Genomic DNA, 20,644 nt, shown 5'->3' with positions numbered 1-20,644 from the left:
TGCTTGGCGGGAACGTCCTATATTCAGCGCTCTTGTATTTGACAATGAGGGTGCGCCATGACGACAGGTAAGACCAGAGACGAAATCGCCGAAGCTTACTCCTCCGAGCCGTGGTGGTACGACCTGCGGGGCTTTTTCATTCTGACCTTCGCCTATAACAGCACCATCGGCACCCAGATGCGCTTCTTCGGACCGAACTTCGGCCCGGAACACCTGGAAGTGGCATGCGGCACCGGAACGCTGCTCGAGATGGTGCTGAACTGGCGCCGTCGCCGCAAGCTGCCGCAAGTCAAGGTAACCGGCATCGACTACGCGCCATCGATGCTGGCCGGTGCCAAGCGCCGTTTTGCCAACAATCCCCAGGTCGTTGTCCAGCACGCCGATGCAGCACAGCTGCCGTTCCCCGACAACAGCTTCGACACGGCCAATATCGCCAACTCGATCCACTGCTTCCCGACAATCGATGGTGCCTTGCGCGACATCCTGCGTGTGCTCAAGCCAGGTGGCACGATGGCGGCGAACGTGTTGTTGTATCCAACCGGATTCGCACCGCTGCGTTGGGCAGCTCAAAAAATCAACGACTGGGGCATCCGCAAGGGCATTCTGTACAGCCCATTCCATACCGAAGAACTTCGCGCCAAGATGTTGGCGGCAGGTTATGAAATCCACTCCGAATTTACTTCGGGAAATACTTGGAATGTGGTGGTACGCAAGCCTGTGTAGGAGTACTCTGACAGCATCGTTTTCAGGCAGAAAATATGCTGTCGGTATTTTTTACACTGATGTTTGATCTGGATCAGTCTAAATCGCTAACTGTTTGATTTAAAACAAATCTCTTGAGCTGGCACGGTGATTGCTTATATAGCCTCGTGAGTAGTACCCCAGACAACCCAGGAGATTTACGAAATGACCGCTTTCAAGAAAACCATCGTCGCCGCATCGATCGCAGCTGCTGCCCTGTTCAGCGCAACCGCCAGCGCTGGCGTGTTCGAAGTCAACCCAACCGGCAGCACGGCGAACTTCTCCGCTGATCGTATCGGCGGTACCTACACCGAAGTGGCAACGTTCAACGCCAACGGCACCTTCGACGTGTCGCTGTACTTCCGCGCTACCTCGTTCGTGAACGCTGGTACGCCACTCGAGTCGCGTGAAACTGGTCTGGGCAACAACTACAGCATGTACGCACTCTACAAAGCGTCGGGTACTGTCACGCAACAAGGCACGAACACCAAGTTCACCTTCCTGCCAGGCACCGGCGGTCTGTCGCTGTTCTTGGATATGGACGGCATGACCAAGGTCGCGACCAACGCAACAACCGGCTTGGGCAACTTCACGCTTGCCAACAACGGTGACGACCTGCTGCTGGCTACCGGTAACCCACTGGCTGGTGAAGGCAACCTGAATCCAATGCTGTCCACCTGCGGCACGGGTACCGGCGCCGGCATCAATTGCGGCAGCTTCGGTTCGACCACCAGCTTCAACCTGACCGCTGACGGCAAGAACTTCTTCGTCGCGCCAAACCCGTTCTACAACCTGTCGTTCCAGTCGGGCCAGCTGACCCGCTTCACCGCCACGAACACCCAGACCATCACCGGTTCGCTGGACGTCGTGTTTGAGAACGCAGCAGAAGTGCCAGAGCCAGCATCGGTTGGCCTGCTGGGCCTGGGCATGCTGGGTCTGTACGCAGCACGTCGCCGCAACAAGAAAGCTGCCTAAGAATCACGGGTCTGCTGCGCAGGCCCTGTTCTCAAGCAAGAAAAAAACCACTGCCGGTGACGGCAGTGGTTTTTTTCGTTGCCGGATTCGTCAGCATGATGCGCCGATGAATCGACGCCCAGTCGTTCAGCGGCCAGCAGCCGCCATGCGCGCGAATTGACGCCGGCCGATGGCAATCGCCAGGCGCTGGATCGGATGCCGGTTGCCGCCCGGGCGCCACGTACGCTTGAGCTTGTTGCGGTAGGCGTCGAACTGCATGCCCCAGGGGGCCGCCAGCACGTCGCCGCGCCCCAGCAGGATCTTGAGCGATTCGGTGGCGATAATGCCGGCGCACAGCTGGCAGGCCATGAAGGTCGACGGGCCGCGCCGCTCGGCGAAGTTCACCGAACCCGGCACCATCAGGTAGTTGCGGTGCAGACCGGCCGGCGCCAGGCCGACCACGAAGCGGATCGCTTTTTCCTGTTCCGGCAAATCGCCCCAGCCAAAATACTCTTCAAACGTCATCTTGCCCGGCATGAAGTTCAGCAGGGCAGCGCCCATGCCCAGCGGTGCGGCAGTGGTGGCCGGGATGCCAAGCCGTGCGCAGGCGGCAAAGGTCTGCTGGCGCGCATCGAAGGCGAAGAAGTCGAGCGCATCGACATACAGGTCGACGCCGGCCAGGAATTCATCGAGATTGTCGCCGTGGACACCCTCGGGAAAGATCTTGATCTCGATGTCGGGATTGATGTCGCGTGCCATGCGCGCCAGCACGTCGGCCTTGGGCTGGCCGACGGTGGACATCATCGCGCCGACCTGGCGGTTAAAGTTGGGAATGTCGAACGTGTCGAAGTCGGCAATGTGAAAATGCGTCACGCCCAGGCGTGCCAGCGTCAGCAGATGCACGCCACCGACGCCACCACCGCCCGCGATGGCAATGCGCTTGCCACGCAACTGCTGCTGTTCGGCGGGGGTGACCCAGCCAATATTGCGTGAAAACGCCTGCTCGTACTGGAACGGATTGCTCATCGGGGACATTGCGAAAAAGTAGGGACAAGCTGGTCGGCGCCGCAGGAAGTGCAGGGCGCATACCGGCGGCGCGGGTGCTTACGCCGGGTGCGACTCATCCATTCGCAGCAGGCGGTTGATGATACCGCGTTCCTCGCGGGGCGAAAAGAAGTAAGGGTAGAACGAGCGCTCTTCGGTTTCGCCATCGGCAGCAAAGGTGCCGCCAAAAATGCTGATCTGCTCGGTAACGTATTTCAGGTTGACGCGCAGCAGGTAAGCCGGCGCATCCACCCGCGTATTGATCTTGAGCTCGCCCTCTTTGCGAAACCCCAGCATGCGCTCGTAGAAGCGGCGGTGGCGCGGGTTGACTTCGATGATGATGTCGGTGCAGCCATGCATGTCGCGCGCGTAGATGACGGCCAGGTGAAACACGTTGGCCAGCGCGGTTTTTGAGCGTACCGACGGGTCGAACGCAAATTTGGTGAACTCGCACAGACGCGCGCCGTTGGCGCGGTGGGCATCGAGCTCGGCGCCGAAGACTTCATCGGCCATCAGCCCGACCTCGGAATCGATGCCGATGCTGAGAGTGCCGACAACGTCGCCCTTGTCGGTGGCGGTCAGCGTGATGCGATTGGGGTCGTTGCTCGGCTGGTGATCTCCGGAATAGCCACGCCAGGCGTACATCCTGTTGATCAGCATGCTGGCCGAGTTACGACCGTCCGAAGTATCGGTAAGCCGGATTCCGTATGAATCGTCGTTCACGATAAACATCCTTATTTATGTCATGACATCTTATCTCGACATCAATAAATTGAGCGTTCGATAGGATGAATAAATATTACCGTCAGGATGCCGTATGCAACGGTAAACAAGGCCGCCGCAAGCCATGCGATAGCGTGCGGCGGCGGTGTGCCACATTACAGCGTCTTGAGCAGCGCGCGTGCCTCATCGGCTTGGGCGAACGGCGCGTTCGCTGCCAGCAGCTTGTCGAGCTCGCGCTTGGCACCGGCCTTGTCGCCACTCTTGTTCAGCGCCTGCGCCAGGTGATAACGGATCTCCATGGCGTTCGGCGCCTGGGTGCTGGCTTTTTGCAGCAGCGGCAGGCCGCGTGCGACATTGCCCTGTTCCACCAGCATCCAGCCCAGCGTATCCATCACCCCCGGATTGTCGCTGGCGACCTTGAATGCCTGCTCGGCAGTTGCCAGTGCCCGTGGATCCTTCACCTGCTGGTAGGCCCAGGCCAGGTTGTTCAGCACCAGCGGGTTGTCCGGCGCCGTCTTTTGCACGGATTCCAGGCGGGTAATGGCCGCCTTGTAATCCTTGCTCGCCATATTGATCTCGGAGACCATCAGCGCCATGCGTGCGTCGGACGGGTTCTGGGCCAGCCACTTCTCGGCGCGCGCCAGCGCTTCCTTGCTCTTGCCGCCTGCCTGCATCGCCTGCACGACCTTGGCGTTCAGCTCCGACGACGGCGCCAGCGCTGCCGCTTTTTCATACGCCTGCAGGGCGGGTGCGCTCTTTTGCTGGCTCATCAGGATGTCGCCCTCGAGCACGAAGCCGAGCGGTGCTTTCGGCGCCGCCTGCTGCGCCTGGCGCGCTGCTGCCAATGCATCGTCCGGGCGCTTGGCGCGCATCGCTGCGTCCACCTGCATCAGGCGCGCCGGCATGAAATCAGGCTGCAGGTCGACCGCGCGCTTGATGTGGCCGGCAGATGCGCTGTCGTTCTTGAGCATGCGCTGTACCTCGGCCAGGCGAATCTGCGCCGGCGCCGATTTCGGCAGCACATTGGCCAGCTTGCTGTAGGTATCGAGCGCGCCGTTCAGATCCTTGGTGGCGACCTGCGACTGGCCAAGCAGTTCGAGCACGCCGGCATCGGCCGGGTGCGTGGTCTGGAACTTGCGGGCCAGCGCCAGCGCTTTCGGCGCCTGGTCGGTGCGCAGGTAGTGCGCGCCCAGCTTCAGTGCCGGGGTCGTTGCCTGCGGATTGGCCGTGCTGGCTTTTTCGAACCAGGTAGTGGCTTCGGCCGTGTTCTTTTGCAGCAGCGCCAGCTCACCCAATGCCGCCATCGCATCGGCATTGTTCTTGTCTTTCTCGAGGAAGGCCGTGAAGCGCGCTTTGGCAGCGTCCGGCTTTTTCTCCTGCATGTCCAGGCGCGCCAGATTGGTTACGGCCGGCAGGAACGTCGGCTGCAGCTGCACGGCCTTTTCAAACGCCGTACGTGCTGGCGCATTCTTGCCCTGGACCATGTACACGGCACCCTTGAGCTGCTGCACTTGCGCGCTGTCAGGCTGCTGCTTTTCGAGCGATGCGACGGCGGCCTCGGCCCGGTCGTAGCGCTTCATGCCCATCTCGGTCTGCACCAGGGCCATCGTGGCCTGGATCGATTTCGGATCGAGCGTGGCGGCCGCTTCGAGTTCGCTCAGGCCACGGGCCTGGTCACCCTGCGCCAGGCGCGACAGGCCAAGCGAGGTGCGCACGGCGGCAGCTTGCGGCGCCAGCGTGGCGGCCTGCTGGAGGTAACTGCTGGCCTTGTCGAAGTCGCGCACCTGCATGTACGACTCACCCGCCAGTGCCAGCAATTGCGCATCCTGCGGCGCGTCTTTCAGGGCCGGCGCCAGGGTTTCGGCGGCATCGGCTGGCTGCGAATTGCGCAGCTGTGCCTGGGCCAGCAGCTTGCGTGCATACACATTGTCCGGGTTGTTTTGCAGGTATTTGCGCAGATGCTGCTCGGCCTGCTGGGTCCCGCCCAGGTTCAGCTCGGACGCGCCAGCCAGCAGGATGCTCGGCTGGTGATCGGGCGCGATCTTGAGGATCTTGGCCAGCGCATCTTTCGCTGCCGAGTGTTTACCTTGCGAGAACTCGAACAGGGCGCGCGTGTACACCACCAGCAGGCTGCCCGGCGAATTCTTTTCGGCTGCTTCGACTTCGATCTTGGCCGCATCGAACTTGCCGCGTGCGATCTCGACATAGGCCTTTTCAATGTGGGCGCCGCGGTGATCCGGCTTGAGCTTGAGCGCCTGGTCATACGACGCCAGGGCTTCGTCCGGCTTGTTCATCATGCGCAGCATCGAGCCGCGCATCATGTAAACTTCCGGGTTCTTCGGATCCTTCGCGACTGCATCCTCGACATAGCGCTGTGCTGCTTCGCGGTCGCCTTTGGCGGCGGCCATGCGCGCCATGCCCATCAGGGCCTCGCCCGAATTGGCATCGGCTGCCAGCGCGGCGGCGTAGGCCTGCTGCGCTTCATCCGGCTTGCCGCTGCCCAGCAGCGCATCAGCGCGCAGGCTCAGCAGTGGCGCCGAACCGGCCGCCACTTCGGGCGTGATCTCGGTCAGCACTTCCTTGAACTTGCCTTGCTGCGTCAGCGCCTGGCCGAGCAGCGGCAGCACGCGCGCTGCCGGGATGCCCAGCGAACGGGCACGGCCGAATTCTTTTTCAGCCGACACGGCATCGCCGGTCGATAATTGCAGGGCGCCCAGCGCCATGCGCGCTTCGCCATTTTCCGGGCTGTTTGCCACGGCGTTCTTCAACTGGATCAGCGCCGCCTTGATATCGCCTTTTTGTTGATAGTCAGTGGCTTCGGCCAGCAGGGTCTCGGTCGACTGGGTGCGGTTGCAACCAGACAGGCCGGCAGCAAGGATGGCGCCGGACAGCAGGGCGGTAAGAGTAAGCTTGGTAGCGTGGCGCGACATGTGGGATTCCTCAGGCAGTGGAGTTCGTTGTTTCGCCAGATAGCGAAATTCCTCAACAACAAATAATACCTGAAGGAACAGCGTCGCCAACGTGCAAACGGATGCAATTGTTGCAAATTCCAGCCACAGGTAACAGCAAAAAAGTGAGAGCAATTGTTACCAGAACGGGAAGGGGCGGGGGCAGCCCTTTTTAGGCGTCTTCGCTGCCGGGACCCTTGCGCAGACGTTGCAGCAAGGCATCGGCATGTTCGCCCACGGGCAAGCCATGGCGCCGTAATAACTGTACGTGAAGCACGAGGTTTTCCAGCACCAGCTTGGCCGAGACCGCAAGCAGCGTCATCAGGCGATCTTCCTGGCTGAAGTTCTCCATCGCCGCCGCCATCTCGCACAGGTGATTGGCGACGAGGTCGCGCAGTTCGTCTTCGGGGAAAGGGAGGTCGGCGAAGTCGATCGGATCTTCCTGTTCGACTTCGCGCATCAGGGCGGCGAGTTGTGCGGGGCGGATTGGCATGAATGACTCCGTGGTGTTCACGAAGTCATTCTAGGCCGTTTGCCGCCGCCATTATTACAATTACATATTGCGCCGATACTGTCCGCCCACTTCAAACAGCGCCGTCGTGATCTGCCCTAGCGAGCACACGCGCACGGCATCCATCAGGTGCGCAAACACGTTCTGGTTGTCGATCGCGGCCTGGCGCAGGGCGGCCAGGGCGGCGGGCGCGGCCTCCGCGTGGCGGGTGTGGAAAGCATCCAGGCGCTGCAGCTGCGACTGCTTTTCGTCGTCGGTCGACCGTGCCAGTTCGATGGTCGCCGGCGCGCCCGAGCCCTTCGGGTTGCGGAAGGTATTGACGCCGATGATCGGCAGCGTGCCGTCGTGCTTCTGGTGCTCGTACAGCATCGACTCTTCCTGGATCTTGCCGCGCTGGTAGCCGGTTTCCATCGCGCCCAGCACGCCGCCGCGTTCGGCGATGCGCTCGAATTCCTGCAGCACCTGCTCTTCGACCAGGTCGGTCAGTTCGTCCATGATGAACGCGCCCTGGTTCGGGTTCTCGTTCTTGGCCAGGCCCCATTCGCGGTTGATGATCAGCTGGATGGCCAGCGCACGGCGCACCGATTCATCGGTCGGCGTGGTAATCGCTTCGTCGTAGGCATTGGTGTGCAGCGAGTTGCAGTTGTCGTAGATCGCGATCAGCGCCTGCAGCGTGGTGCGGATGTCGTTGAAGTCGATCTCTTGCGCGTGCAGCGAACGGCCCGATGTCTGGATGTGGTACTTGAGCTTTTGCGAGCGGTCGTTGGCGCCGTAGCGCTCGCGCATCGCCACTGCCCACAGGCGGCGTGCGACGCGCCCGAGCACCGTGTATTCCGGGTCCATGCCGTTCGAGAAGAAGAATGACAGGTTTGGCGCGAAGTCGTCGATGTGCATCCCGCGCGCCAGGTAGGCTTCGACGAACGTGAAGCCGTTCGACAGCGTGAAGGCCAGTTGCGAGATCGGATTGGCGCCTGCTTCGGCAATGTGATAACCGGAGATCGACACCGAGTAGAAATTGCGCACGCCGTGGCGCACGAAATACTCCTGGATGTCGCCCATGACCTTGAGCGAAAACTCGGTCGAGAAGATGCAGGTGTTCTGGCCCTGGTCTTCCTTCAGGATGTCGGCCTGCACGGTACCGCGTACGCTGGTGAGGACCCAGGCGCGGATTTTTTCGCGCTCGTCCGGCGTGGGCTGGCGGCCGTTGTCGTGCGCGAACTTGTCGATCTGCTGGTCGATCGCCGTATTCATGAACATCGCCAGGATGGTCGGCGCCGGGCCGTTGATCGTCATCGATACCGACGTCGACGGGCTGCACAGGTCGAAGCCGTCGTACAGCACCTTCATGTCGTCCAGCGTGGCAATCGACACGCCCGAGTTGCCCACCTTGCCGTAGATATCGGGCCGCAGCGCCGGGTCGGCGCCGTACAGCGTGACCGAATCGAACGCCGTTGACAGGCGCTTGGCGTCCATCCCGGTCGAGACGAGCTTGAAGCGTTTATTGGTGCGGAACGCGTCGCCTTCGCCAGCGAACATGCGGGTCGGGTCTTCGCCTTCGCGCTTGAACGGGAATACGCCGGCCGTGTACGGAAACGCGCCCGGCACGTTTTCGAGCATCAGAAAGCGCAGGATTTCGCCGTGGTCTTCAAAGCGCGGCAGCGCGACCTTGCGGATCGGGTTGCCCGACAAGGTTTTTGTAACCAGGCGCGTGCGGATTTCCTTGTCGCGCACGTGCGTGACGTAGTCGTTGCCGGCATACGCGGCCTGCAGCGCGGGCCAGGCTGCCACGAGGTTTTTCGCTTCGCCATCCATCGCGTTGTCGCGTTCGGCCATCAGGCCGTCGAGCGCGTCGCCCATGGCAGCGCCCTGGCCGGCGGCCAGCAGCATGCGCTTCGATTCGCCCAGTTGCTGGCGCTCGCGCGCGAGTTTCACCTGGCGCGCCACGTGGCGGTGGTAGCCGCGCACGGTGTCGGCGATCTCGGCCAGATAGCGGCTGCGCGCCGGCGGCACGATCACGTTCTTGCCGCTCGAGTAGCGCAGCGCGGGCGCGGGCAGGCTGCTCGTATCGATCGGCAGGCCGAGCGCCGCGAGGCGGGGCAGCAGGCCGTGGTACAGCGCCGTCACGCCATCGTCGTTAAAGCGCGACGCCTGGGTGCCGAACACCGGCATCTGATCCGGGCTCTGGCTCCACAACTCGCGGTTGCGCTGGTACTGCTTGGCCACGTCGCGCAGCGCGTCGAGCGCGCCCTTGCGGTCGAACTTGTTGATGGCGATGAAGTCGGCGAAATCGAGCATGTCGATTTTTTCGAGCTGCGAGGCGGCGCCGAACTCCGGCGTCATCACGTACATCGACGTGTCGACGTGCGGCACGATGGCAGCGTCGCCCTGGCCGATGCCGGATGTCTCGACGATCACGAGGTCGAACCCGGTCACCTTGCAGGCGGCGATCACGTCGGGCAGGGCCTGCGAGATTTCCGAGCCGGCGTCGCGCGTGGCCAGCGAGCGCATGAAGATGCGCGTCTGGCCGTTCCACGGACTGATCGCATTCATGCGGATGCGGTCGCCCAGCAGCGCGCCGCCCGACTTGCGGCGTGACGGGTCGATCGAGATCACGGCGATGTTCAGGCGGTCGCCCTGATCGAGGCGAATGCGGCGGATCAGTTCATCGGTCAGCGACGATTTGCCCGCGCCGCCGGTGCCGGTGATGCCCAGCGTCGGCACGCGCAGGGTTGCAGCGTGTTCGAGGATCTGTGCGCGCAGCGCGGTGTCGACCTTGTCGTTTTCCAGGGCCGTGATCAGCTGCGCCAGCGGGCGGTGGCGCGCGGCCAGCTCGCCCTGCTGCAGCGCCGCCAGCGTGGTCGGCGCATACGGCGACAGGTCGACGTCGCAGGCTTGCAGCATCGCGTGAATCATGCCGACCAGGCCCATGCGCTGGCCGTCTTCCGGACTGAAGATGCGGGTGACGCCGTAAGCGTGCAGTTCGTCGATTTCGTGCGCGACGATCACGCCGCCACCGCCGCCGAACACCTTGATGTGCGCGCCGCCGCGCTCGCGCAGCAGGTCGATCATGTATTTGAAGTATTCGACGTGGCCACCCTGGTAGCTCGAGATGGCGATGCCTTGCGCGTCCTCGGCCAGCGCCGCCGTGACGACGTCGTCGACCGAGCGGTTGTGGCCCAGGTGGATGACTTCGGCGCCGTTCGATTGCAGGATGCGCCGCATGATGTTGATCGAGGCATCGTGACCGTCGAACAGCGAGGCGGCGGTGACGAAGCGCACCTTGTTGGCCAGCTGCGGGGTGGCAGGGGCGGGGGCGGCCAGCGTGGCGGCGGCGGTTGTATCGTTCATGGATAGCAGTCCTTGTAGACGGGAGGACGAGGGGTGCTGGTACGGTAGCTGACGTTAACGTTAACGTCAAGTCGTAGGCAAATGAACCGCTTTCATGAAGTTTACTAAAAATAACATTAAGTGATTTATTGCAATCATTTGGTATACTTTCTGCAGAGTGCGTGGCACACCCGCGCCGGTTACCAGAGGGGTACGTCAGATGTTGAAAAAAGTGGATGCGTCACAGCTCAGGGTTGGCATGTTCATCCACGATCTCGATTGTGGATGGATGGAGCATCCATTTGTGCGCAGTCAGTTCCTGCTGTCCTGCGAGAGCGAAATCCAGAAAGTCCGTGATGCGCGCATCCACGGCGTCGTGATCGATTGCAGCCGCGGCATGGACGTGGACGCGCCCACACTGGCCCAGGCGCAGGCAGCCACCGACGCCGAAGTGGCGGCGCTGGCCACCACCGCGACCAGCCGGGTACGGATCTCCGTTGGCGAGGAACTGCAACGCGCGGCCACGGTGCGGCGCGAAGCGGTGGGCGTGGTGCGCACGGTGATGCAGGACGCGCGTCTGGGCAAGGCCGTCCACCTCGACGAGGTCGGGCCGGCCGTGCAGAACATCACCGAATCGATCCTGCGCAACGCGGGCGCCTTGCTCGGCCTGTTGCAGATCAAGAACAAGGACGATTACACGTTCCTGCATTCGGTGAGCGTGTGCACGCTGCTCGTGGCGTTCTGCCGCTCACGCAATCTGGACGACGAGCGTGTCTACCAGGCCGGCATCGGCGGGCTGCTGCACGACACCGGCAAGGCGCTGGTGCCCGATGCGATTCTCAACAAAGTGGGGCGCCTGACCGACGCCGAGTTCGAGATCGTCAAGCGCCACCCGCGCGATGGCCACGACATCCTGCTGCGCACGCCCGGCATCGGCGCCATACCGCTCGACATCACGCTGCACCACCACGAGCGGCGCGACGGCAGCGGTTATCCGGACCATCAGGCCGGGGGCGCGATCAGCGAACTGGCGCAGATGGCGGCCATCGTCGACGTGTACGACGCGATCACGTCGGAGCGCTGCTATCACAAGGGGGTGGCGCCGGCCGAAGCGCTGCGCAAGCTGTATGAGTGGAGCAAATTCCACTTCGATCCCGCCCTGGTCCAGGAGTTCATGCGCTGCGTCGGGATCTACCCGGTCGGCACGCTGGTGCTGCTGGAATCGGGCCGCCTGGGCGTGGTGGTCGAGCCACACGAAACGAGCCTGCTCACGCCGAAGGTCAACGTGTTCTTCCATACCCGGGAACAGCGTTACATCAAGCCCGAAACCGTCGATCTGTCACGGCCGCTGGGCTTTGGTGGGGGCGACCGGATCGTGCGTCACGAATCGGCCGAGAAGTGGCAGGTCGAGCCGCTGCGCTTCATGCAGGTAGCCTGAGCGCAACGCGCTCAGAAGAACTCGGCGGTGTCGTTGGTCGTGACGGTCTGCAGCAGGCCGCCATCGACCAGCGATTCGTAATGGCAGACGCGGTTGCGGCCGTTGGCCTTGGCGAAGTACAGCGCCTGGTCGGCATGGCCGAGCGTGACAACCGGCGAATCGGCCGCGCTGACGCTTGTAAAGCCGATGCTGACGGTGACTTGCCCCACCTGCGGGAAATGGTGGCTTTCGACATCGAGACGAAAGCGCTCGATGATGCGGCGCGCGTTCTCGAGCGTCGTCGAACGCAGCAGCACCACGAACTCTTCGCCGCCAAAGCGGAACACCCGGTCCTGCGTACGGAATGACGATTGCAGCAGATTGGCGATCAGGATCAGGACCTCGTCGCCGTACAGGTGGCCGAAGCGGTCGTTGACCGTCTTGAAGTGGTCGACGTCGACCACGGCCAGCCACTGCGCCTCCGCCCCATGCTGTCCGCGCCGCTCGGCCAGGCCGGGCATGACGGGATCGACGTCCGTGGCATGCAGCATGCGCGCCAGCTGATCGTCGAAGGTCTTGCGGTTGAGCAGGCCCGTGAGCGAATCGCGTTCGCTGTAATCGAGCAGATTCTGGAAATTGCGGTACACGCTGACGATGCCGCTGACCATGTACAGCGCTTCCGGCGTGAACGGGGTGTCGTGGACGATCTCGAGGCAGGTATCGGCCCGCTCGCCGAACCAGATCGGCAGCCACAGGCGGCGCAAGCCATCCTGGCCCGTGCCTTCGGCGCGCGTGGCGTGCTGGCGCAGGCATGCCTCGAGTTCAGGATAGGCAGCGATCGGCTCGCCCGGGCCGCTGTCCTGTGGCTCTTCCTGGCAGGCTGCACCGCCAGCACGGATGCAGGCGCGCGAGCGCACGAACTGCTGGTCGCCGACGCTGGAAATGCCCAGGACCCGGATCTGGTTCGCGCCCGATAGTTCCTGGACCGCCGAGATCACGGAGATGTCCAGCATCGCATGATCGCGGTGGCCGGTCATGTCCACCATGTGTCGCAGCAGGGAATCCATGTCGTCGTTGTCAGGCCATCCAAAGCACGAAAAAAAGACCCTGCAGATGGCGTGGGATGACGCACAAGAGGGCCAGAAGTGCCGCATTTTTCAGCGGCCAAGCAAAACAGCATAATGCTTTTTTGTACTAGCGGCAACTATTCTTGGCAATTTTTCTCCTGCGTCATCGGGTCGCACCGCATCGGCCAATGAACCTTGTTTTCCATCAGGTAAAAATATTTCCATGCGGAAAAACTGTGCATCATCAAATTGCCGATCGGCACTAATGCCTATAGTCAACTTACTGGCGCAAGTCATATAGCAGGGGCGGCCGGGCCCGGTCGCAGCCAGTATTTTTCAACCACTAAAGGAGTTTTGTCATGAGCACGATTACCTCCGCCATCAAAGCCTTCATCGCAGACGAAAACGGTGTGACTGCCATCGAGTATGGCCTGATCGCTGCACTCATCGGCGTCGCAATGGCCACCGTGGCTGGGCAAGTCGGTGATGGTATCAAGGAAACGTTCGAGTACATCCGGGATCAGCTGGACGCCGCCAACCCGACCGCACCGTAACCCGCGTGCCCCCGGGGCTGCAGTCCGGCCCCGGGGGCATTTTTTCAGGAGCCGATCATGGATATCGCACCCTACCTCGACACGCTGCTGCTGCTGCTCGTGACGGCCGCTGCGATCAAGGACCTGGAAAGTCGGCGCATTCCCAATTTTCTGCTGCTCGCCGGCGTACTTGGCGCGCTGCTGCTGCACCTGCTGTCGCCCCAGCCAGTGACGGCGCTGCTATCCGCATTGGGCGGCTGCGCAACCGGCCTGGCCGTGCTGCTGCCGTTCTATCTGCTGCGCGGCATGGCCGCCGGCGACGTCAAGATGATGGCCGCCGTCGGCGTCTTCACCGGCGCGGGCGACGCGCTGCGCATCGCGATCCTGGCCTGGTGCGCAGGCGGCGTGATGGTGCTGGTGGTTCTCATTGCCAAAGGGCGGCTGCGCCTGGCCCTGGCCAATCTGTGGGCCATGTTGCTGCCCATTCTGCTGCGCCTGCAACGCTTGCCGAACCCGGATAACAGCGGCCGCCCCAGCGCAGGCGCGATTCCGTATGGCGTGGCCATTGCTGCCGGGACGATCGTGCATCTGGTCGGTCGTTACGGCGCCACGCCCCTCGCTTGATCGCTGCGGCTGCTCTTGTCAGGCATCAAGTGCCGCAAATAGATGCTCGTTAGAATCAATTGAGGTTTTCCCAGAACCAACTTCAGCAGCAGGAGACGTCATGATCGGAGTGTTATCGGCCGCCGCGCCAACCGGACCGGATGCATCGTTGCCCCTGTCTGCGCCAGGTTTTGATGCAGATGGCAATCTCGCCGCCGTGCTGCCACGCCAGCCGCGCACGGTGCACGACACGGGGCTCGACGCCCGCCTGGTGACGGCGCTCGTGGTCAAGACCCTGCATGCCGACGGCAAGACGCCGCTGTCCCAGTTGACTGGACGCCTGCGGCTGTCGGTCAGCGTGCTGCGCGAAGTGCTGCAGGCCCTGGTGGGCACCCAGCAGGCCGAAGTCGCGTATTCGGGCGACAGCGACCTTGATGTGCACTACCAGTTGACCGCCCTGGGCCAGCGCGCCGCGGGCGACTACCTGGCCGAATCGCGCTATCTCGGCCCGGCGCCGGTGACGCTGGCAGCATGGCGCGCCGTGGTCACGCGCCAGTCGCAGCGCCAGCCCGATGCCGCGCGCGTCACGCGCACCGAGCTCGATGCGGTGCTCGACGGCGACGGCCTGGCGCCGGCCATTCGCGAGCAGATCGGCGCTGCCCTGTATTCGGGCCGCCCGCTGCTGTTGTACGGGCCGTCCGGCAGCGGCAAGACGTCACTGGCGCGCAAGCTGGCGCGCCTGCGCCAGGATCCGATCGCGGTGCCGTATGCGGTGCTGGTCAACCACGAAATCATCCAGCTGCACGACCTGACCCTGCATCCTCTCCCGCTGCACGTGCGCGCCCTTGAAGAGCGCCGCAGCGGCGATGCACGCTGGGCCCTGAGCCAGCGTCCGCTGGTGCACGTGGGGCCGGAGCTGGCACGCGACATGCTGGAGCTGCGCACTGATCTGGGCAGCGGCGTGCTGCATGCGCCGCCCCATATCCTGGCCAACAACGGTTTGCTGGTGGTGGACGATGTGGGCCGCCAGCGTGTGCCGCCGGGCGAACTGCTGCACCGCTGGCTTGGCGCGCTCGAAGCGGGCCTGGACCATGTCACGGTGCCGGGCGGCGCCACGCACGTCTTGCCGTTCGATGTGAGCCTGGTGCTCGTCACCAGCCTGGCGCCGGAGTCGGTGCTCGACGAGGCCTGCCTGCGCCGCATCGGCTACCGGATTTCGGTCGGGCCGCTGTCGGAGCAGAGTTATCGCGCGCTGCTGCGGCGCCAGGCGCGGCAGCGCCGGATCGACCTGGATGACAGCGCGATCGCGTTCCTGATCGAGCACCTGCACCGCCGCACCGGGCGCGCGCTGCTGGCCGCCTATCCGCATGAGCTGCTGGGCCGGATCGCCGACTTCGCCGGCTTTGCCGGTCAGCCGCCGTGCTGCGACGTCGATGGCCTGACGCGCGCCTGGTACAGCCTGTTCGGCGAAGGGGACGCACCATGAAAAACCAACGGGCCGTGATCATGATGGCGCTGGCCGTGGTGCTTGGCCTGCTGGCCGTGGCGCTGGCCGCGCGCTGGCTGCTCAATGCGCCGGTGCCCGCTGCCGGCAGGATCGTCGTCGCGAAAAGCGACATCGACATCGGCCAGCGGCTGACTCCCGCGCTGTTCATCGTGGTGGACTGGCCCACTGCCAGCGTGCCCAAGGGCGCGTTCACCGAACCCCAGCCGCTGAACGGCCGGGTCCTGCGCAGCAGCCTGCTCGCGGGCGAACCGGTCAGCGAAGCCAAGCTGGCCCCGGCCGGCACGCTGGGCGGCCTGTCGGCCCTGATCACCGAAGGCAAGCGCGCGATCACGGTGCGCGTGAACGACGTGATCGGCGTGGCCGGCTTCGCCCTGCCGGGCAACTATGTCGACATCATCGTCAGCACCGAGACGTCGCCCGATCCGAACGCTCCGCAGGCCCGTGCGCACAGCATCTCGAAGATCGTCCTGGAACGCATCCTGGTGCTGGCGGTGGCCCAGGAAGTCGGCCGCGACGAGACCAAGCCCAAGGTCGTCAACGCCGTCACGCTCGAAGTCACGCCCGAACAGGCCGAAAAGCTGGATCTGGCGCGCAGCGTCGGCACGCTGTCGCTGGCGCTGCGCAACCAGATCGATCCTGCCGCCACTGCCACCACCGGCGCGACCAAGGAGAACCTGCTGCCGGCGCCGCCCGCCGCGCCGGTCGTGCTGCGCGCTGTGGCACCACCGCGGGTGCAGCTGGTGCGGGCGCCGGCGCCACCGCGGGCGCCGCACCGCGAATGCATCAGCGTCATCAACGGCCTGCACGCATCGCAGGAGTGCTTCTGATGTTTTCGACTGGACCGATCATGCACCGACATTCCACGATCGCACTGCGCGCCTGCCTGGCGACTGTTTTGGCAGGCCTGAGCGCGTTGGCCCTGGCTGCCCCGGCAGGCAAAAAAACGGTACCGCCTGACGTGGCAGCGCAGCCCGGGCTGCACCTGAAGGGCGGCTGCCAGGGCGAGGCCGCGCGCCCGGCCACCATGGCGCTCCAGATGGGCAAGTCGACCATGCTGCGCCTGCCCGAAGCAGTCACCCGGCGCAGCGTCGGCAACCCGGCCGTCGTGCAGGCAATGCTGGTCGCACCGGACACGCTGTATATCGCCGCCGTCGACGTCGGCACCACCAATATGATCGTGCAGGGCCGCAGTGGCGCGTGCAGCGTGATCGACATCACGGTCGCGATGGACCCGGCCAGCCTGCAAGCGATGCTGGGCCTCGCCATGCCGCACGAGAAGGATATCCGGGTGATGGCCGCGAATGATACGCTGGTGCTGACCGGCACCGTCAGCGACGCTGCCGCCGTCAACCGCGCCGTGGAACTGGCCAGCGCCTATGTGCGCCGCCCGCTGCGCCAGTTGCCGGCGGCCGACAAGGACAACGCGACCGACGGCGTGATCCAGATCGGCAATGGCAGCGGCGGCGGCGCCGCTGCCGGGGCGGGTGGCGCCAGCGCCCGCGTGATCAACCTGCTGGCGGTCAGCGCGCCCCAGCAGGTGCAGCTCGAGGTCAAGGTGGCCGAAGTCGCGCGCACGCTGCTCGAGCGGCTGGAAACCGGCGTGCGCCTGAGCTTCGGGTCGGGCAGCTGGACCACCACGCTGGCCACCGATTTCCTCAGCGGCCTGGCGCGCGGCGGCCTGGCCGGCCTGAAGACCAACGGCAACCGCTTCGGCATCGACACCGACAAGCTCGATGGCCTGGTGCGCATCCTGGCCGAACCGAACGTGCTGGCCATCAGCGGGCAGGAAGGCGCGTTCCTGGCCGGCGGCAAGTTCTTCGTCCCGGTGTCGCAGGACAATAACAAGGTGACGCTGGAAGAGAAGGAATTCGGCGTCGGCCTGCGCTTTACCCCGACAGTGCTGGGTGGAGGCCTCATCAACCTGAAGGTTGCGCCCGAAGTGTCGGAGCTGTCGCGCGAAGGAATCGGCATCAGCGCCGCCGGCATTGCGGGCACCGCGATCATGCCGCTGTTGACCACGCGCCGCGCCAGCACCACGGTGCAGCTGCACGACGGCCAGAGCTTCGCCATCGGTGGCCTGGTGCGCAACAACCTGGTCGCCAACCTGAAAGGCCTGCCGGGACTGAGCGACGTGCCGATACTGGGCGCGCTGTTTCGCAGCACCGATTTCCAGCAGGAGCGCACCGAACTCGTCTTCGTCATCACGGCGCGCCTGGTCAAGCCGCTGCCGGCCGGCAGTCTGAGCTTGCCGACCGACCGTTTCGACGTGCCGTCGCGCGCTGGCGTGCTGCTTGGCGGCCGCCTCGAAGGCACGCCCGTTAGCACGCCCGCCGTTGGCACGGCGCCTGTCCCACCCGCACCGGCGCCGGCCGCCGGCGGCCCCGAACCGGAATAGGAGAGCAGCATGGCATCCACATTCACACGCCGGGCGGCGCTGGTGCTGCTGGCCTGCGGCGCGCAGGGCTGCATCTCGAGCACGCCGCACTGGGACAGCCAGTTCGGCGCGGCGACCCGCGCCAACCTGGCCGCGCAGACGATCGACCCGGCTGCGGGTACCAGCCGCAACCCCGCCGCAGGGCTCGATGGCCGGGCCGCGCGCGCGGCCATCGACAACTACGAGCGCTCGTTCGCCCAGCCGGACACCGGCCAGCCGGCGCCCATGATCCGTGCGCAGTAAGCGCGCGGCCCTACCTTTATCGAGGACTTCATGAGAGCGCTCCTGATCAGCCGGGACAGCCACCTGTACGCGGAACTGGCCGCCCAGGGCGCCGCACGGGTGCCGCCGCTGCACCTGGGCGCGACTCGCGCCGGCCTGCGCGAGGCGCTCGACCGGCCCGATCCCGACGCGCCGCAACTCGTGATCGTCGATGCCAGCAATCTCGAACCGTCCGAGGCCAATCTGCTCGAGCGCCTGGGCCGGCAGTATCCGACGGCGCAACTGATGCTGCTGACTACCCAGCACCAGCCCGACCTGTTGATTACCGCGATGCGCGCCGGCGTGCGCGAGCTGCTGCAACTGCCGCTGGTGCACCGCGCCTTTCATGAGGCGATGGACCGGATTGCGAGCGCCGCTGGCATCTCGACCATGCGCGACGGGAAGGTGCTGGCCTTCATCGCCTGCAAGGGCGGCAGCGGCGCCACCTTCATCTCGACCAATTTCGGCTACGCGCTTGCCTCGCTGGCAGGCAAGAAGGTGCTGCTGATCGACCTGCACGGCCAGTTCGGCGACGCCGCGCTGTACGTGTCGGACCAGAAGCCGGCCATGACGATGTCGGACGTATGCGCGCAGATCGCCCGCATCGACGGGCCGTTTCTCGAATCGTGCCTGGTGCACGTGACGCCGGGCTTCGGCGTGCTGGCGGCGGCCGACGATCCGTCCCACGAGCGGCAGGCCAAGCCCGAACACATCGACACTATCCTGCGCGTGGCGCGTCAGCACTACGACTACGTGCTGCTCGACGTCGGGCGCCAGATCGACGCCGTGTCGCTGCGCGCGCTGGACGTGACCGACACGATCTACCCGTTGCTGCAGCTGGCGTTGCCCGATATCCGCGATGCGCGCCGCCTGCTCGATATCTTCCGCTCGCTCGGCTACGTGCTCGACAACATCCGCCTGATCGTCAACCGCTACGAAAAGGGCGGCAAGCTGCGCCTGCAGGACCTGCATGCGGCGCTGGGCTGCGAAGTGGTGCACACCTTCCCCAACGACTACATCGCGGTCACCGATTCGGTGAACCAGGGCGTGCCGGTGCTGCAGTTGTCGCGCTCGAGCGCCGCCGCGCGCAGCCTGGCCGACCTGGTCGAACTGGTGACCGCGCAGCGGGTCCACGAAAGCCGCGGCCTGCTGGGGCGCCTGTTCGGGCGCCAGGATCACGACGACTGAATCGTTCCAACGCTTGAACCACGCACCGGAGACATCGATGTCCCTTCGCGAACGCCTTGCGCTGCCCGACCCGGAACGCCCGAGCGGCGCCGAATCGCACGACGCCCCCAACCAGGCCTACCAGGAGCTCAAGAAGCTGATGCACCAGATGATCCTCGACCGGATCGACCTGGAGCGCCTGAAGCGCCTGACCGCCGAACAGTTCAAGCACGAGCTGGCGCTGCTGGTCCAGCGCATCATCGAAGACGAACGCATCGTGCTGAACCAGCACGAGCGCCACCACCTGGTGCTCGACATCCAGCACGAGATGCTGGGCTTTGGCCCGCTTGAGCCGCTGCTCGCCGACCCGACGATTTCGGACATCCTTGTCAATACCGCCAGCAAGGTCTGGGTCGAGCGCCACGGCAAGCTCGAGCTGACCGACGTCACCTTCCACGACAACGCCCACCTGATGAAGATCATCGAAAAGATCGTCTCGCGCGTGGGGCGCCGGGTCGATGAATCGAGCCCGATGGTCGATGCGCGCCTGCCGGATGGCTCGCGCGTGAACGCCATCATCCCGCCGCTGGCCGTCGACGGGCCGATCCTGTCGATCCGCCGCTTCGGCGGCAGCCCGCTGACGGTGCACAACCTGCTCGAGTACAAAAGCATGGCGCCGCCGATGATCCGGGTGATCGAAAGCCTGGGCACGGCCAAGGTCAACATCCTGATCTCGGGCGGCACCGGCAGCGGCAAGACCACCTTGCTCAACCTGATCTCGGGGTTCATCCCGGCCAGCGAACGGATCGTGACGATCGAGGATGCGGCCGAGCTGCAACTGCGCCAGCCGCACGTCGTGCGCCTGGAAACGCGTCCGCCGAATATCGAGGACAAGGGCGAAGTCACGCAGCGCGCGCTGGTACGCAACGCACTGCGCATGCGGCCCGACCGCATTATTCTTGGCGAGGTGCGCGGCGCCGAGGCGCTCGACATGCTGCAGGCGATGAACACGGGCCACGAAGGCTCGCTCGCCACGATCCACTCGAACACGCCGCGCGACGCGCTCTCGCGCCTGGAAAACATGGTCAGCATGGCTGCCGTGAACCTGACGCCGCGCGCGATCCGCCAGCAGATCGTATCTGCGGTGACGGTGGTGCTGCAGGTCTCGCGTCTGACCGACGGCACCCGCAAGCTGGTGAGCATGCAGGAGATCACCGGCATGGAGGGCGAGGTCATTTCGATGCAGGAGATTTTCCTGTTCGAACAGCGCGGCGTCGATCCGCAGGGCAGGGTGCTCGGCCACTTCAGCGCCACCGGTGTGCGGCCGAGGTTTGCCGATCGCCTCAAGCTGTTCGGGGTCCCGGTGCCGGACGACACGTTCGATCCCGACCGCGTGTTTGATTGAAG

Annotated in this window: 18 protein-coding genes; 11 read left to right on the top strand and 7 right to left on the bottom strand. The window is 64.5% G+C overall.

The window, feature by feature from the left end:
* The first annotated feature begins 57 nt into the window (after window positions 1-57).
* Window positions 58-723 (top strand): class I SAM-dependent methyltransferase, encoded by a 666-nt coding sequence (locus AC56LV_RS13840; protein ID WP_499558417.1) that lies wholly within the window; start codon window positions 58-60, stop codon window positions 721-723.
* 183 nt (window positions 724-906) lie between these two features.
* Entirely contained in the window at window positions 907-1,716 is an 810-nt protein-coding gene (gene pepA, locus AC56LV_RS13835; protein WP_499558415.1) for a flocculation-associated PEP-CTERM protein PepA, read from the top strand.
* 126 nt (window positions 1,717-1,842) lie between these two features.
* Here pepA and AC56LV_RS13830 read toward each other — a convergent pair whose 3' ends face one another.
* The 5 genes from AC56LV_RS13830 to icmF all read right to left on the bottom strand — a co-directional run bounded on the left by AC56LV_RS13830 (window position 1,843) and on the right by icmF (window position 10,269).
* Complete coding sequence (locus tag AC56LV_RS13830) at window positions 1,843-2,721, bottom strand: ThiF family adenylyltransferase (protein WP_499558413.1); 879 nt, start codon at window positions 2,719-2,721, stop codon at window positions 1,843-1,845.
* Window positions 2,722-2,799: 78 nt separating this feature from the next.
* Window positions 2,800-3,471, bottom strand: coding sequence for a GNAT family N-acetyltransferase (locus AC56LV_RS13825; RefSeq protein ID WP_258837016.1), 672 nt, complete (start codon window positions 3,469-3,471; stop codon window positions 2,800-2,802).
* A gap of 146 nt (window positions 3,472-3,617) precedes the next feature.
* Complete coding sequence (gene prsT / locus AC56LV_RS13820) at window positions 3,618-6,392, bottom strand: XrtA/PEP-CTERM system TPR-repeat protein PrsT (protein ID WP_499558411.1); 2,775 nt, start codon at window positions 6,390-6,392, stop codon at window positions 3,618-3,620.
* A gap of 190 nt (window positions 6,393-6,582) precedes the next feature.
* On the bottom strand, window positions 6,583-6,903 hold the full coding sequence (locus AC56LV_RS13815; protein ID WP_499558409.1) for a hypothetical protein: 321 nt from the start codon (window positions 6,901-6,903) through the stop codon (window positions 6,583-6,585).
* A gap of 60 nt (window positions 6,904-6,963) precedes the next feature.
* A complete protein-coding gene (gene icmF, locus AC56LV_RS13810) occupies window positions 6,964-10,269 on the bottom strand; it encodes a fused isobutyryl-CoA mutase/GTPase IcmF (protein WP_499558407.1) in 3,306 nt (1,101 codons plus the stop codon).
* A 199-nt stretch (window positions 10,270-10,468) separates the two neighbouring features.
* Between icmF and AC56LV_RS13805 the strand changes: the two genes are divergently transcribed.
* Window positions 10,469-11,686 (top strand): HD-GYP domain-containing protein, encoded by a 1,218-nt coding sequence (locus tag AC56LV_RS13805; protein WP_499558405.1) that lies wholly within the window; start codon window positions 10,469-10,471, stop codon window positions 11,684-11,686.
* A gap of 11 nt (window positions 11,687-11,697) precedes the next feature.
* Here AC56LV_RS13805 and AC56LV_RS13800 read toward each other — a convergent pair whose 3' ends face one another.
* Window positions 11,698-12,732: a GGDEF domain-containing protein gene (locus tag AC56LV_RS13800; RefSeq protein WP_499558403.1), complete on the bottom strand. Its 1,035-nt coding sequence runs from the start codon at window positions 12,730-12,732 to the stop codon at window positions 11,698-11,700.
* Between the two features lie 90 nt (window positions 12,733-12,822).
* On the bottom strand, window positions 12,823-13,011 hold the full coding sequence (locus tag AC56LV_RS13795) for a hypothetical protein (protein ID WP_499558401.1): 189 nt from the start codon (window positions 13,009-13,011) through the stop codon (window positions 12,823-12,825).
* Window positions 13,012-13,091: 80 nt separating this feature from the next.
* On the opposite strand from AC56LV_RS13795, the gene AC56LV_RS13790 reads away from it, so the two are divergent.
* The 8 genes from AC56LV_RS13790 (at window position 13,092) to AC56LV_RS13755 (ending at window position 20,642) form a co-directional block, all read left to right on the top strand.
* On the top strand, window positions 13,092-13,286 hold the full coding sequence (locus AC56LV_RS13790) for a Flp family type IVb pilin (protein ID WP_499558399.1): 195 nt from the start codon (window positions 13,092-13,094) through the stop codon (window positions 13,284-13,286).
* A 57-nt stretch (window positions 13,287-13,343) separates the two neighbouring features.
* Window positions 13,344-13,889: an A24 family peptidase gene (locus AC56LV_RS13785; protein WP_499558398.1), complete on the top strand. Its 546-nt coding sequence runs from the start codon at window positions 13,344-13,346 to the stop codon at window positions 13,887-13,889.
* Window positions 13,890-13,989: 100 nt separating this feature from the next.
* Complete coding sequence (locus AC56LV_RS13780; RefSeq protein ID WP_499558396.1) at window positions 13,990-15,354, top strand: ATP-binding protein; 1,365 nt, start codon at window positions 13,990-13,992, stop codon at window positions 15,352-15,354.
* A complete protein-coding gene (gene cpaB, locus AC56LV_RS13775; protein WP_499558394.1) occupies window positions 15,351-16,202 on the top strand; it encodes a Flp pilus assembly protein CpaB in 852 nt (283 codons plus the stop codon). The genes AC56LV_RS13780 and cpaB overlap by 4 nt, the downstream gene beginning before the upstream one ends.
* A 20-nt stretch (window positions 16,203-16,222) precedes the next feature.
* Window positions 16,223-17,770, top strand: a complete 1,548-nt coding sequence (locus AC56LV_RS13770) for a type II and III secretion system protein family protein (RefSeq protein ID WP_499558392.1) — start codon at window positions 16,223-16,225, stop codon at window positions 17,768-17,770.
* A 9-nt stretch (window positions 17,771-17,779) separates the two neighbouring features.
* Window positions 17,780-18,052, top strand: coding sequence for a hypothetical protein (locus AC56LV_RS13765; protein WP_499558390.1), 273 nt, complete (start codon window positions 17,780-17,782; stop codon window positions 18,050-18,052).
* A 30-nt stretch (window positions 18,053-18,082) separates the two neighbouring features.
* A complete protein-coding gene (locus AC56LV_RS13760) occupies window positions 18,083-19,258 on the top strand; it encodes a CpaE/TadZ family protein (RefSeq protein ID WP_499558388.1) in 1,176 nt (391 codons plus the stop codon).
* Window positions 19,259-19,295: 37 nt separating this feature from the next.
* A complete protein-coding gene (locus AC56LV_RS13755) occupies window positions 19,296-20,642 on the top strand; it encodes a TadA family conjugal transfer-associated ATPase (RefSeq protein WP_499558386.1) in 1,347 nt (448 codons plus the stop codon).
* Window positions 20,643-20,644: the final 2 nt, after the last annotated feature.

This window comes from Telluria sp. RB2R28 (genome assembly GCF_059685835.1).
The sequence above is the reverse complement of the archived record's forward strand: the minus strand, read 5'-3'. Positions and strand labels throughout refer to the sequence as shown.